At 38.2% G+C, this 14,344-nt stretch carries 10 protein-coding genes; 8 read left to right on the forward strand and 2 right to left on the reverse strand.

The features are described from left to right. Window position 1 precedes the first annotated feature (1 nt). The 7 genes from amaP to AB3I72_RS06510 all read left to right on the forward strand — a co-directional run bounded on the left by amaP (window position 2) and on the right by AB3I72_RS06510 (window position 3,990). Window positions 2-574: an alkaline shock response membrane anchor protein AmaP gene (gene amaP / locus AB3I72_RS06480; protein WP_176944775.1), complete on the forward strand. Its 573-nt coding sequence runs from the start codon at window positions 2-4 to the stop codon at window positions 572-574. A gap of 12 nt (window positions 575-586) precedes the next feature. Further along, window positions 587-778, forward strand: a complete 192-nt coding sequence (locus AB3I72_RS06485; RefSeq protein WP_002356087.1) for a DUF2273 domain-containing protein — start codon at window positions 587-589, stop codon at window positions 776-778. 12 nt (window positions 779-790) lie between these two features. Beyond that, window positions 791-1,303 (forward strand): Asp23/Gls24 family envelope stress response protein, encoded by a 513-nt coding sequence (locus AB3I72_RS06490; RefSeq protein ID WP_002383483.1) that lies wholly within the window; start codon window positions 791-793, stop codon window positions 1,301-1,303. Window positions 1,304-1,361: 58 nt separating this feature from the next. Then, window positions 1,362-1,922: an Asp23/Gls24 family envelope stress response protein gene (locus AB3I72_RS06495; protein ID WP_002356090.1), complete on the forward strand. Its 561-nt coding sequence runs from the start codon at window positions 1,362-1,364 to the stop codon at window positions 1,920-1,922. Between the two features lie 23 nt (window positions 1,923-1,945). Then, window positions 1,946-2,188 (forward strand): GlsB/YeaQ/YmgE family stress response membrane protein, encoded by a 243-nt coding sequence (locus tag AB3I72_RS06500; protein WP_002356092.1) that lies wholly within the window; start codon window positions 1,946-1,948, stop codon window positions 2,186-2,188. A 366-nt stretch (window positions 2,189-2,554) separates the two neighbouring features. Continuing rightward, on the forward strand, window positions 2,555-3,790 hold the full coding sequence (locus AB3I72_RS06505) for an MFS transporter (RefSeq protein ID WP_002356101.1): 1,236 nt from the start codon (window positions 2,555-2,557) through the stop codon (window positions 3,788-3,790). Between the two features lie 20 nt (window positions 3,791-3,810). Beyond that, on the forward strand, window positions 3,811-3,990 hold the full coding sequence (locus AB3I72_RS06510) for a hypothetical protein (RefSeq protein ID WP_002381345.1): 180 nt from the start codon (window positions 3,811-3,813) through the stop codon (window positions 3,988-3,990). A 355-nt stretch (window positions 3,991-4,345) separates the two neighbouring features. Here AB3I72_RS06510 and AB3I72_RS06515 read toward each other — a convergent pair whose 3' ends face one another. Both AB3I72_RS06515 and AB3I72_RS06520 read right to left on the reverse strand, forming a co-directional pair. Further along, entirely contained in the window at window positions 4,346-5,830 is a 1,485-nt protein-coding gene (locus AB3I72_RS06515) for a helix-turn-helix domain-containing protein (RefSeq protein ID WP_061100790.1), read from the reverse strand. Continuing rightward, window positions 5,824-7,311, reverse strand: a complete 1,488-nt coding sequence (locus tag AB3I72_RS06520; RefSeq protein ID WP_061100789.1) for a helix-turn-helix domain-containing protein — start codon at window positions 7,309-7,311, stop codon at window positions 5,824-5,826. The genes AB3I72_RS06515 and AB3I72_RS06520 overlap by 7 nt, the downstream gene beginning before the upstream one ends. A 710-nt stretch (window positions 7,312-8,021) precedes the next feature. Between AB3I72_RS06520 and fss1 the strand changes: the two genes are divergently transcribed. Next, complete coding sequence (gene fss1 / locus AB3I72_RS06525; RefSeq protein WP_368023728.1) at window positions 8,022-14,120, forward strand: fibrinogen-binding MSCRAMM adhesin Fss1; 6,099 nt, start codon at window positions 8,022-8,024, stop codon at window positions 14,118-14,120. Window positions 14,121-14,344 lie beyond the last annotated feature (224 nt).

A 14,344-nucleotide genomic window follows, 5' to 3' on the forward strand; every position in this document is an offset into this window, starting at 1 on the left:
CGTGAATAAAGTTGTTAAAATACTTTTGCTTCTAGGTTCACTGATTTTAATGGCATTATTTGGCGCGGTGGCCATCACCACTTGGTCAGCCGATACAGCTTGGCAACCACCAGATAATGTCCAATGGTTCTTGCAAGACAACGAGTACGCACGTCAAGCAATCTTTTGGGTAGCGCTAGTTTTACTAGGAATTATGCTCTTTCTCTTTTTATTCATTCTTTTATTCCCAAGAAGAAAAGGCACGTTTGAATTAAAAGAAGAGCAAGGAAAGTTAGTGTTACACCGTAAAGCCATCGAAGGATTTGTACGCTCTAGCTTGCAAGACAGTGACTTTCTGGAAGCACCAACCATTCGTGTAAAGGCGACAAAACGGCGCATTAAGGTCAATGTCAAAGGCACACTGAAACGAACGGCAGATTTAATTGGAAAAACAGAAGCTTGGTCAAAAACAATGGAAGAACGGCTTGCTCGTTTGGTGGGAACTGGTCACAAGATTACGATTGATGTTCATTTTGAAGATATTCAATCAATGAAACGACCACAACAACAGCAAACACAAGCACGTGTGGAGTAGGAGGGATGTACAATGGTTGAATGGATAAAACAATATGCCGTTCCGTTAATTGGTGGCCTAGTCGGCTTGGTTTTTGCAATCTTGTTTCTGTCAATCGGCTTCTTTAAAACATTGTTAGTAGTACTCCTGACAGGACTAGGTATTTGGCTAGGTTTGTATTTGGAACAGACAGGCATTGTCAAAAATTATTTTCATCATAAATAGGAGGTTTTGGCTATGGAAAATGCAAATGTATCGATTGTTAAAGGTGAGTTGACGTTTGAGGATAAAGTAATCCAAAAAATTATTGGCATTGCTTTGGAAGAAGTCGACGGTTTGTTAACTGTGGACGGTGGTTTTTTCTCGAATTTACGAGATAAAATGATTAATAGTGAAGATGTTACAACAGGCATTCACACCGAGGTCGGCAAAAAACAAGTCGCAGTGGATATGGACATTGTAGCCGAATATGGGAAAGATATCGAGACCATTTATGATCAAATGAAAGAGGTTATTACTCGTGAAGTCCAACAAATGACTCACTTGGAAGTAATCGAAGTCAATGTCAACGTAGTAGATATCAAAACACAAGCAGAGTACCAAGAAGAAAGTGAAACAGTCCAAGATAAACTTGGCAACGCCGCTGAAGCGACAGGTAGTTTTATGTCAAAACAAACCAACAAAGCCAAACATGCGGTAACTAAAGGCAAGACAAAAGTCAAAGAAAACACGGCACCTCGTGTTCAATAATTGGTTATTATTTTATTAAAAATAAAGCAATAATAGAAGAAACTAGGAGGAATGAACCATGAGTAACGAAAAATTCAATAATGTACCAAAACCAGCAGGAAACGGACCACACACACCAGAAGATCATGCAATCAAAGGTGAATTAACATTTGAAGATAAAGTCGTTCAAAAAATTATCGGTTTAGCCTTAGAAAATGTCGATGGTCTATTAACAGTCGATGGCGGCTTTTTCTCAAATATTGCTGAAAAATTAGTAAACACAGATAACGTCACAGCTGGTATTGATACCGAAGTTGGTAAAAAACAAGTCGCAGTGGATATGGATATCGTGGTAGAATACGGCAAAGATATTCAAGACATTTACGAAAAAATGAAAGAATTAATCAGCCGTGAAGTGAAAAAAATGACCCACTTAGATGTGATTGAAGTGAATGTTAACGTAGTCGATATCAAATCAAAAGAAGAATACGAAGAAGATAGCGAAACGGTTCAAGATAAAGTCACAGGCGCTGCCAAAAGTACCGGTGAATTTGCTTCTGAACAAACAGAAAAAGCAAAAAAAGCTGTGAATAAAGGAACAGAACAAGTCAAAGAAAATATGGAACCACGTGTAGAATAAACAGTTAAAGGGAGGAAACAATCATGGGCTTTATTTGGGCATTAATTGTCGGTGGTGTCATTGGGGCAATCGCTGGAGCAATTACTAAAAAAGGATCATCAATGGGCATTATTGCCAATATCATTGCAGGGTTAGTTGGTTCAACAATTGGTCAAGCCATTTTAGGCACATGGGGACCAAGCTTAGCTGGGATGGCTATTGTGCCATCGATTATCGGGGCAGTGATTTTAGTTGCCATCGTTTCATGGATTTTAGGACGAAAATAGAGAAAGTTTAAAAAAATAGGGCATAAGTCGTTTCGACTTATGCCCTATTTTTCTTTTTCTATGTATGAGGAAGTATCATATGAAAAGTAAATTTTGAGCAATTAGTCAAGAGCTTATTTTAATTAAAATCATTAGTCATTTTGGCTTTTCAACAAAATTCAACAACATTTGTTGAAGTTATTTGTAGATAACGTTTATCATTCACAAATTTACATTTTTTTGTAACGGATATCTCGTATAGTAATAACTGCAAATGAATTTCAGAAAATTTTTTGATAAGTCATCAAAGTGAGGGGATAGCGGTCTTTTATTGAAAAATAGCAACACAAAATAAACAGAACAAAAGAGAGAGGAATTCAAAGAATTATGACAGAACAAACACCAACAAAGCTTTTGAATAAAGGCTTTATCAGCATTACAGTGATTAATTTCATTGTCTATCTTGTTTATTATTTGTTAATGGTTATTATTGCGGTGATTGCGCAAGATAGCTTACACGCTACTTTAGGTCAAGCGGGTTTGGCCTCAGGAATTTACATCATCGGGACATTGCTTGCACGACTTTTCATGGGAAAACTCCTTGAACTGATTGGGCGCAAACAAGTCTTACGTTATGGGGCTTTGTTTTATCTTTTAACGACTGTTGCGTATATGTATATGCCAAGCATGGGTATTCTTTATTTGGTCCGTTTTTTAAATGGGTTTGGTTACGGAACCGTTTCGACAGCGACCAACGCAATTGTTACCGCCTATATCCCTAAAAATAAAAAAGGGGAAGGGATCAATTATTATGGGTTGAGTACTAGTTTAGCAGCCGGCATTGGGCCATTTATTGGGATGTTATTGTTAAATGTTTCCAACTTCCATGTCATTATTAACTTTTCAATTATTTTAATTTTGTTAACAACCATTGCTTGCTTCATTTTCCCAGTGAAAAATATTGAGTTAACACCTGAACATCGTGAAGCTTTATCTAAATGGAACTTTGATAGTTTTGTTGAAAAGAAAGTTTTATTTATTACATTTATCGCCTTTTTAATGGGTCTTGCTTATTCAAGTGTCTTATCTTTCTTATCTTCTTATGTCAAAGTAATCGATTTAGTTGACGTCAGCACTTTCTTCTTTATCGTCTATGCAGTCGTGATTACCTTAACACGTCCATCGACAGGTCGGATTTTCGATGTCAAAGGTGAACGCTACGTCATGTATCCGAGCTACATTTTCTTAACACTAGGCTTATTCTTATTAAGTATGACTACGTCTGGTTGGATGTTATTAGTCTCAGGTGGGTTAATTGGCTTAGGTTATGGTACCTTCATGTCAAATGGCCAAGCGGTTTGTCTTCAAGAAAGCCCAAGTCCTCACCGTATCGGGATTGCTTTATCGACTTATTTCATCGGTTTAGACCTTGGATTAGGGGTTGGTCCGTACGTTTTAGGTGAATTACGTAACTTTATGTCATTCCAACAAATGTACTTCTTAGCAGGCTGTATCCCAATCGTTTGTACCATTTTATATATGGTCTTCCACAAAGCTAAAAATGATGCCAAAGATTTGTCTCTTGAAACGATTGAAGAGATTGAACACGGCTCAGAACTATAAATGGACAAGGAGTGATTTCAATGCCTAACGATGAACGGATTTTAAACGTTTTACAACAAACACTAACGGAAATTCAACGCATGAACACGCGTTTAGCTAAAATTGAAACAGAGTTAGCCGATGTCGATCAACATCACGCGACTTTGGATCATTACTTGCAAGAGCTAGAATTGGTGACAGAAAATAACAACGTCATGTAAAATGAGTAGTTAGTAAATGAACGTTCCACGCTTCGTTATCACTGGAGTGGAACATTGAAAATTTTCGAAAAAACGCCAAAAGGTAGCAGTTTTTCTGCTACCTTTTGACGTTTTTTGTAATTTAAGGGAAATAAGCAAGAAGAGCGTGGGACAAAAATCACTTTGGATTTTTGCTCCATGCTCAAAAACTGATAAACGGCGGGAACAGAAGCAACTCCTTCGGAAATAAGCCGAAATTCTCCAAAAATTAAAGAACAATTTTCGGAAATTCCTTCTTATTTCTCGGAGCTAAACACTTCTGTCCAGACCTCCTCTTGCTTATTTTTAACACTTAAAATGTTTCACGTGAAAACTTTTAAAAGTGGCGTGGACTTTGTTTGGTGACAATTTGTGTATTTAAATTTTCTAAGCTTTGCGCTAGTTCACCAATGCTAGCGGAAAAATCAACATAATAAGTGGGAACCGTTGATTTGATACTAATTTCTGAAAAGATATCTGTAATAATTACATCGAAAGGCTTTTCTGGTGAAGCGACAAAAATTAATTTTTTATCCACGGCTTTACTTAGTTTTTCGTAAAGGGTATCTAAAATTAAGTTACTTTGGTTGGTCCGTACTAAGACACGAATCGGTGGTAAAGATTTCGTTTTCAGTGTACAAAAAAGAATGAACAAGCAGTCAACTAACAATTTTTCATTGCCCATCAATGTTGGAAGCATTTCAATTGTAAGTCGCTTCACATCTTTGTAGAGACTTGGGTTTTTTTGAAGTGCTTCTTTTAAAAAGCTTTCTTGCACAAATGGATTGGCAATCGTGACAAAGGTCTTAAAAAAGACGCTTAAATTTTGGATAGAAGTATATAGATAAAGATACTCGTGAAATGTCAATTTAATTTGATAAAAAGACGTCAGTTGATAAATGATCTCTTTAATGGGCGAGCCTAATAGCTGGACCATATGCATGCGTGCTGCAGGAATTTCCAAGACATCTTGTGTGGCGTAGCTGACACTAATCGTCAATAAGAAAAAGGCAAAAAGGCCTTCTTTTTGTATAAATTTTGTTGGAACTTGGTGTAAAGCTTCTTCTTTAAAAAATAATTCAAATTCATTCAGATTAACAAAGGGATTAACAATCGCTTCTTCCTCCACGAAAGTTTCTTTGATAAAAAAGCCCTCTTTCCAACGCGCTAAAATCACCGCAGAAAAAATCAAGTCTTTTGTAAAATCTTGTGTTGTATTGAAGGAAACAGAATGTTTTAAACGTCGAAAGAGACTATGGACTTCTTTTTTAGTGATCGTGTGCAACGGCCAATCCCCTTCAGAGTAATTGTTCCAAAAAAGCATCATAAAGAAAATCCGGATATCTTTTTCTTTGCCCACCAACACATTGGTACGTTTTAAATTGATTTCAATCTGATATTTTTGGAGCCATTGGTTTAATTGTCCAATTTTTCGCGTAAAGGTTGATGAAGAAATTTCTAGGACTTTTTCAAAATGTTTGCTATCAATTGCATTATGATTAAAGGCATAGGTCAACACTTGATAGGCGAAACTTTTTTTGACAAAGTAGGGCATCAAGAACGATAGTTGGAAATAGGGTGCAAACCAAAATGTGATTTCTTTGGCGTTTGCCGACAAAGAAAATAAGTTTTCCCAATCGTTCTTTTCAATTTCTGCTTGGAGCAAAGCCACGGACTGTAGAATGGTAGTTTGTTGCATTTTTAATTGGGTGGCTAAAGTAGAAATCGCCAATGTTTGTTCTTCTGCTTCACGACGTTCGAGTAACTCTTCTAAAAGAGCAAAACTTTTACGATAAGGTACATCAAGTAACTCTGTTAACATCCGATTCCCTCCAAACTATTTTCCCCACGTAATTTGGCAAAATAAATTTTGCGAACTACTTGTTTTAGGTTATAGTACTCGTCTAAATAAGGAACAGGATGCCAATAAAAGGTTTTACTGGCATGGAAAAGTGGATTGTTTTTGTCGGTAATGACTAAGTCAGGCACTTCTTGAATATGATTGACGAATTTCAAAGGAACATCACAATAATTATTGATTTCCTTTGCTAACCAATTTTCTTGTATTTGATTAATAGATGAATGAAGCAAAATTTTAACCGGAATTTGTTTGTTTAATAAAACACTCCGAATAATTAAAAAAATGGTTTCTTTAAATAACGCATCTAGTGGGTGCTCTTTGTCAAAAGGCAAACGCTTTAAGAAATAGTTAGTTGTTCGTGAAACGTTTGGGTATTGCTTTTCATACAAAGAGACATTAGCAATCTCGTAACTCAACTCCTCTTCCACAGGAAAATGGATGAGCCGCTCACTGGCATTGGATAAATTAACCAATAAAAAGACAACTTCTATTGCACTTAAATCCAACTGTAATTGCGTACATTTTTCAAAAATCCAAGTGACGTGGGGACTGTTATCCATTCCCATGATTGCTAAGTTGGCAAAGTTAATGGTTCCCATTTGTTCAAGCGAGTACATCGTTAATGTACTGAAAAAATCATAATAGAAACGAATTTCGGCCCGCCAAGTATCGGGTTCTTTTTGTTCATCAATAAAACAATCATTCACTAATAATTGAAATTCTGAATAAGGAAAGGCTAAATTGATTGCAGCAATTTCAGGATAATCAGTGATTGTAAAATCAGATTGGTAACGGAGTAAGCCTATGGACATAATTAATTTTAATTTGCGTAAATCTGTATATGTAAAGTAAGGATAACGGTTTTTGATGATTTCAATGAAGTTCTGCAATTGCGCTTGATTGGTTTTAGATAAAAAAGGGACGAGAGACGTTCCTGAAATGAAAAACAGAGAGTAAAAGAAACTGCGAAAATCTTTTTCAGCACCACAAATTTTTTCTCGTCTTTTTAAGTTTAAATAACAATTGAATCTAGCTAGATGATTGTTTAAACGGTCACTGACTTGTTTAAAAATAGAAAAGTTAATGAAATGCTCTTCACAAAAATCTTTGGCTGAGGTGTAACGTTTTAAAAGTAAATCTAAGGCTAACATATAGGTTAATGACCCGCGGACCACGGCTTCTTTCATTAACTCAATCGGGATATTTTCATCGGCGACTAATTCTATGGACTGTTGATTATTAATAATGCGAATATGTACATTTTCATGTGTATTGACTCGAGAAATTAATAAAGTTAATTGATTCAATAAATTGTTGATATTGTAATGGGAAAATTCATATTTTCGCCGGAGTACTTGCATGGGGACTTTTTCTTTACTGTCATACAAGTATTCAATTAGGGAAAGTAACTGAATTTCCTGTTTGGTTAATAAGTTATGCATAATAACCACCTTTCTAATTGGTTACGCTTGTTTGATTTTTCAGATAATACAGATAAAACATTCTTTTCTAAGCGACATTCGACAATAGTCAGTGAAAGAACTAGTTGTTCTTATGCTACTGTATCTATTCTTAAAAATCAAGAAAAACTGAATGTGTCAAATAGAAGAAAAAGCGGAGAAAAAATGGTAGAGCAAATAATTATTAAGAAAAACAAATGATTTATATAAAACATTTAAATAACAAAAATGACAATTTGAGTCTGTTGATTTTTTAGCTTAAATAGCTTATACAAATAGGCTTTTTTGTCTGGTTAGTTCTTATGAAAAAAATTAAAAAAAACGGTATAGTGGAAGAAGGAATAGTAAAAATAAGAAAGGATAAGGACGTGTTTTCATAAAGATGAAAAGGGTTTCTGGGATTTCATCAACTTTTTCTATTTGGAGGAGAAGTTGTTGATAATTTTTGCTGAAAAATCTCGTTATACTCTTCTTATTCTTATAGAAGAGTCTATAGGAAAAAGCAGAAAATGAATCCGCATTCGAAGTAAGAGTGCGTTTTGAGGAGATAAAAAGAAAAGGTGTGTTGGCTGTCTGTTTTAGTAAGGAAGAAAGACAACAGAAGAGCACTCACTTATTTGGTTTAAAATAAAAAATTGGTACGAAGTGAACGTTCTCTTCTATGTGTCGTTAGTAGAGGAAGGATGAAAGAAATGAGAAAGAATGGTCCAATGGTAAACCGTTGGCTCTACGGGTTGATGTGTTTGTTACTTGTTCTAAATTATGGCACACCACTCATGGCTTTGGCGGAAGAGGCTAACAGCGATGGCCAGCTAACGTTAGGAGAAGTGAAGCAAACCAGCCAACAAGAAATGACCTTAGCGCTTCAAGGAAAAGCACAACCAGTAACACAAGAGGTTGTAGTGCATTATAGTGCCAATGTGTCAATCAAAGCTGCACATTGGGCAGCGCCCAATAATACGCGCAAGATTCAAGTGGATGACCAGAAGAAACAGATTCAAATTGAATTGAATCAGCAAGCGTTAGCAGATACGTTAGTCTTAACGTTGAACCCTACAGCTACAGAAGATGTGACGTTTTCTTATGGACAACAACAACGAGCGTTGACGTTAAATATCGGTACTGATCCGACAGAATCAACGGCAATCACGAGTTCGCCAGCCGCATCAGCGAATGAAGGTTCAACAGAAGAAGCATCTACAAACTCCTCTGTTCCTCGTTCGTCCGAAGAAACTGTCGCCAGCACGACAAAAGCGACAGAAAGTAAAACAACTGAATCGACAACTGTCAAACCACGTGTAGCAGGACCAACAGATATCAGTGACTATTTTACAGGTGATGAAACAACGATTATCGATAATTTTGAGGATCCGATTTATTTAAATCCTGATGGCACACCAGCAACACCGCCGTATAAAGAAGATGTGACCATTCATTGGAACTTTAACTGGTCGATTCCAGAAGATGTGCGGGAACAAATGAAAGCAGGCGATTACTTCGAGTTTCAATTACCTGGCAATTTGAAACCTAATAAACCAGGTTCAGGTGATTTAGTTGATGCAGAAGGCAATGTCTATGGAACCTACACAATTAGTGAAGATGGTACGGTTCGTTTTACCTTTAATGAGCGAATCACGTCTGAAAGTGACATTCATGGGGACTTTTCTTTAGATACTCATTTGAATGATTCAGATGGGCGGGGCCCAGGAGATTGGGTGATTGATATTCCTACACAAGAAGATTTGCCGCCTGTAGTGATTCCGATTGTCCCAGATACCGAACAACAAATTGATAAACAAGGCCATTTTGATCGAACGCCCAATCCTAGTGCGATTACTTGGACGGTAGATATCAATCAAGCGATGAAAGATCAAACAAATCCAACTGTGACGGAAACATGGCCAACAGGGAATACCTTTAAGTCAGTGAAAGTCTATGAGTTAGTGATGAATCTTGATGGAACAATTAAAGAAGTGGGTCGCGAACTTAGTCCAGATGAATATACCGTTGATAAAAATGGCAATGTGACGATTAAAGGTGACACCAACAAAGCGTACCGTCTTGAGTACCAAACGACGATTGACGAGGCGGTTATTCTAGATGGCGGCGGCGATGTGCCTTTTAAAAATCACGCGACGTTAACAAGTGATAATAATCCAAATGGGTTAGATGCTGAAGCAACCGTTACCGCCACATATGGCAAAATGTTAGACAAGCGCAATATAGATTACGATGAAACCAATCAAGAATTCACTTGGGAAATTAACTACAACTATGGCGAACAAACCATTCCAAAAGACCAAGCAGTCATTACAGACACAATGGGCGATAATTTAACTTTTGAACCAGATTCTTTACATTTATATTCAGTGACGTTTGATGACAAAGGAAATGAAGTCGTTGGCGCAGAACTTGTGGAAGGAAAAGATTACAAAGTGGTAATTAACGATGATGGCTCCTTTGTGATTGACTTTTTGCATGATGTGACTGGCGCAGTCAAGATTGATTATAAAACCAAAGTTGATGGAATTGTCGAAGGCGATGTTGCCGTGAATAATCGTGTGGATATCGGCACTGGTCAGCATTCAGAAGGTGATGGCACAGCCAATCAACAAAATATTATTAAAAACACTGGTGCAGTGGATTATCAAAATTCAACGATTGGTTGGACGTTAGCTGTGAATCAAAATAATTATTTGATGGAAAATGCCGTGATTACGGACACATACGAACCAGTTCCTGGCTTAACCATGGTACCCAATTCGTTGGTTGTTAAAGATACAACCACTGGTGCTCAGTTGACTTTAGGTAAAGATTACATGGTAGAAATAACTCGTAATGCAGAAGGTGAAACAGGCTTTAAGTTAAGTTTCATGGGGGCGTATGCCAAAACAAGTGATGCCTTTTACGTAACCTATAATACCTTTTTCGATGTTACCGAGTTAGATGCTAACAATCCTGCATTGGACCATTACCGAAATACCGCTGCCATTGATTGGATGGATGAAGCAGGAAACAATCATCACTCAGAGGATAATAAACCGTTTAAACCTTTACCTGCTTTTGATTTAAATGCGCAAAAAAGTGGTGTTTACAATGCCGTCACTAAAGAAATCACTTGGACGATTGCGGTGAATTTAAGTAATAACCGTTTAGTCGACGCCTTTTTGACGGATCCAATTTTAGCCAATCAAACCTATTTGGCTGGGAGCTTGAAAGTCTATGAAGGCAATACAAAGCCAGATGGTTCGGTTGAAAAAGTGAAACCAACGCAACCGTTGACGGATATCAAAATGGAAGAACCAAGCGAGAAAAACAAAAATACTTGGCGTGTTGACTTTCCTAATGATAGTCGTACGTATGTGATTGAATTTAAGACGTCTGTTGATGAAAAAGTTATCGAAGGTTCGGCTAGCTATGACAATACCGCATCTTATACAAACCAAGGTTCTTCACGTGATGTGACAGGAAAAGTTTCCATTCAACATGGTGGCGAATCAGTGAAAAAAGGTGGCGAATACCACAAAGATGATCCAGATCATGTGTACTGGCATGTAATGATCAATGGCGCCCAATCGGTTTTAGACGATGTGGTTATCACTGATACACCCTCACCAAACCAAGTGTTAGATCCCGAGTCATTGGTGATTTACGGTACCAACGTAACAGAAGATGGAACTATTACGCCAGATAAATCTGTTATTTTAGAAGAAGGAAAAGATTACACACTGGAAGTTACCACCGATAATGAAACAGGACAACAAAAAATTGTCGTTAAAATGGCCCATATTGAAGCACCTTATTATATGGAATATCGTAGTTTAGTGACTTCTTCAGCGGCGGGGAGTACAGACACGGTATCCAACCAAGTGTCAATTACTGGAAATGGTTCAGAAGTCGTTCATGGAGATGACAATGGCGATGTGGTCGTTGACATCGATCACAGTGGCGGGCATGCCACAGGGACCAAAGGCAAAATTCAGCTGAAGAAAACAGCCATGGATGGGACGACTATTTTAGCAGGCGCCCATTTCCAAATTTGGGACCAAGCTAAAACACAAGTCCTACGTGAAGGTACAGTAGATCCCACCGGGGTTATCACATTTGGTGGGTTGCCACAAGGGCAATACATTTTGGTGGAGACAAAAGCACCAGAAGGCTATACAGTTTCGGACGAATTAGCTAAAGGTCAAGTCATCACTATTGATGAAGAAACTTCAGCAGATGGTGCACAACCAACTATTATTAAAAACGATGTCAATAAAGTAATTTTAGAAAAAACAGATGAGAAGGGCAAAAAATTAGTCAATGCACGCTTTAAATTAGAGCATGCCGTAACCACGCCGTTTACTCATTGGGAAGAAGTTCCCCTTGCGCCGGATCGAACCAACGCAAATGGCCAGTTAGAGGTGGTTAGTTTAAAACCAGGGCTTTATCAGTTCACAGAAATCGAAGCACCGACAGGCTATCTTTTAGACACTACACCAAAACGATTCATCGTGACACAAAATACGAGTGGACAAATTCATGATGTTCATGTCAAAATGCTTAATTACCAAGGGTCTGCTGAGCTAATTAAAAAAGATCAAGCAGGTAATCCATTGGCAGATGCTGAATTTTCGGTCCTTGATGCCACAGGACAAGTGGTTCGGGAACACTTAGTTTCGGATGCAGACGGAAAAGTCACAGTGACGGATTTAGCCCCAGGCAAATATCAATTTGTGGAAACCAAAGCGCCAGTAGGGTACCTTTTAAACACTGAACCAAGTACTTTCACGATTGCAGCAAGCGATCGGGGCAAACCAGCAACAGTTATAGCAACGGCTAACTTTGTTAACTATCAAGGTGCAGCTAAATTAATCAAAAAAGATGTGAAGGGACACTTGTTAAGTGGTGCGACATTTAAAGTGCTCGATGCGAAGGGAGAAACGATTCAAACAGGCTTGACGACAAATAATCAAGGGGAAATTGTTGCAGAGCACTTAGCCCCAGGTAAATATCGCTTTGTAGAAACCAAAGCACCAACAGGCTATTTATTAAATACCACGCCAGTCCCATTTGAAATTGCTGAGAAAAATGCTGGTAAACCAGCGGTCGTGGTTGCTAGTGACAACTTTGTGAACTACAAAGGGGCTTTTCAAATTGTGAAAACGAATAGCGCAGACCAACCATTAGCAGGCGCTGTTTTTGAATTATATGATCACAATAAACAATCATTAGGGATTACAGCAACGAGTGGCAAAGATGGCAAAATTATCTTTAGAGACTTGGCGCCAGGTACCTATTATTACAAAGAAATCAAAGCACCCAAATTACCAGATGGCTCAGAGTATATTATTTATCCTGAATTAGTAAAAGTAGAAATTCGTGGTGATTTCAAAGGTGATCCGGAGATCTTCCAATTAGGGGCCTTCGCCAATTTCAAAGGATGTGCTGTCTTTAAGAAAATCGATGCCAATGCGAACCCACTTCCAGGAACGATTTTTAAATTGTATCGAATCGAAAATGGGGAAAAAATCTTTGAAAGAGAAGTAACTGCTGAAAAAGATGGTTCATTGGCTATGGACGATTTAGGCGCTGGTAGCTATGAATTAGATGAAATAGATGCAACGGATGGCTATATCGTCAATAAACAACCCATTTATTTTGTAGTGAAGAAGAATTCAAATGATAAACAACCACTAGATGAGTTAGAGTTTGTAAATTATCAAGCGGAAGTAACGGGACGTAAAGTCAACGAGCAAGGTCAAACCTTAGCGGGTGCAGTTTTTGCAATTTACAACGCCGATGAGCAGAATCAGCCCCAAGGTTCACCGATAACATTCTTGAATCGTGCAGGAGAAAAAGTTTCTGAAATAACAACGGATAAGACTGGCGAAATTTACGCTAAAGGGCTGAATGAAGGGCATTACGTTTTAGTGGAAACGAAAGCACCAACAGGCTATCTGTTAGACACAACGCCACATCCATTTGATGTAACCGCCCAATTAGGAAAAGAGCAGCCAATTGCTTTAGGCGATCTTATCAATTATCAAGGAACTGCTCAATTAACCAAAGAAAACGAAACAGGTGAAGCATTGGCTGGTGCGGTGTTTAAGGTCATTGATGAAGCAGGGCAAACCGTGTCTGGACAAACCAATCTGATGTCCGACAAGCAAGGCAAAGTCATTGCGAAAGACTTAGCACCGGGAACGTATCGTTTTGTGGAGACACAAGCGCCAACTGGCTATCTTCTTAATGAAACGCCAAGCGCAAGCTTTACGATTGCGAAAGACAACCAAGGCAAACCAGCCACTGTGGTACTTAAAGCACCTTTTATTAATTACCAAGGTGCTGCCAAGCTGGTGAAAATTGACCAGCAAAAGAATGCCTTAGCAGGCGCTGAATTTAAAGTGACGGATGCAGAGACAGGGAAAACTGTCGCTCGTTCATTACGTTCTGACAACCAAGGGTTAGTTCAAGTGAACCACTTACAACCAGGAAAGTATACCTTTGTGGAAACAAAAGCACCGGATGGTTACCAACTGTCTAAGCAAGCTGTCGCATTTACTATTGCAGCAACAGCGAAAGACAAACCTGAACTCGTGGATGCGGGCACGTTTGTTAACGAGAAACAACCTGTATCCAAAAAAACAAAACCAAATCAGCCAACAACGAAACATGCAGCTAGAGAGACAGGTTGGCTTGGTTTACCGAAAACCAACACACAAGTCAATTACTTCTTTGTCTTTATCGGCCTCCTGTTGGTCGGTTTGGCAAGTTGGCTCTTTTATAAAAAGAGCAAGAAATAAGCAAAAGCCATAAAAAAACAGAGAGTGGGTCATCCGTCGAAAGGACGGATGGCCTATTTTTTTCCATCTTAAGCTAATCAACTGAACAAAAGTAGCTCCTGCTTATTGACATTCTCATGTAAGCCTTCATCGCAGTTTAGCCTTTGAACAGAACTTACTGGGTTCTTGGAGATAACCGCTTGTGCCTCAGCCTTTGTTTTTCGATGCTATCTTTAGGTATTTTG

Source organism: Enterococcus sp. GC34, from assembly GCF_040886645.1.
Classification (GTDB): Bacteria; Bacillota; Bacilli; order Lactobacillales; family Enterococcaceae; genus Enterococcus; species Enterococcus faecalis.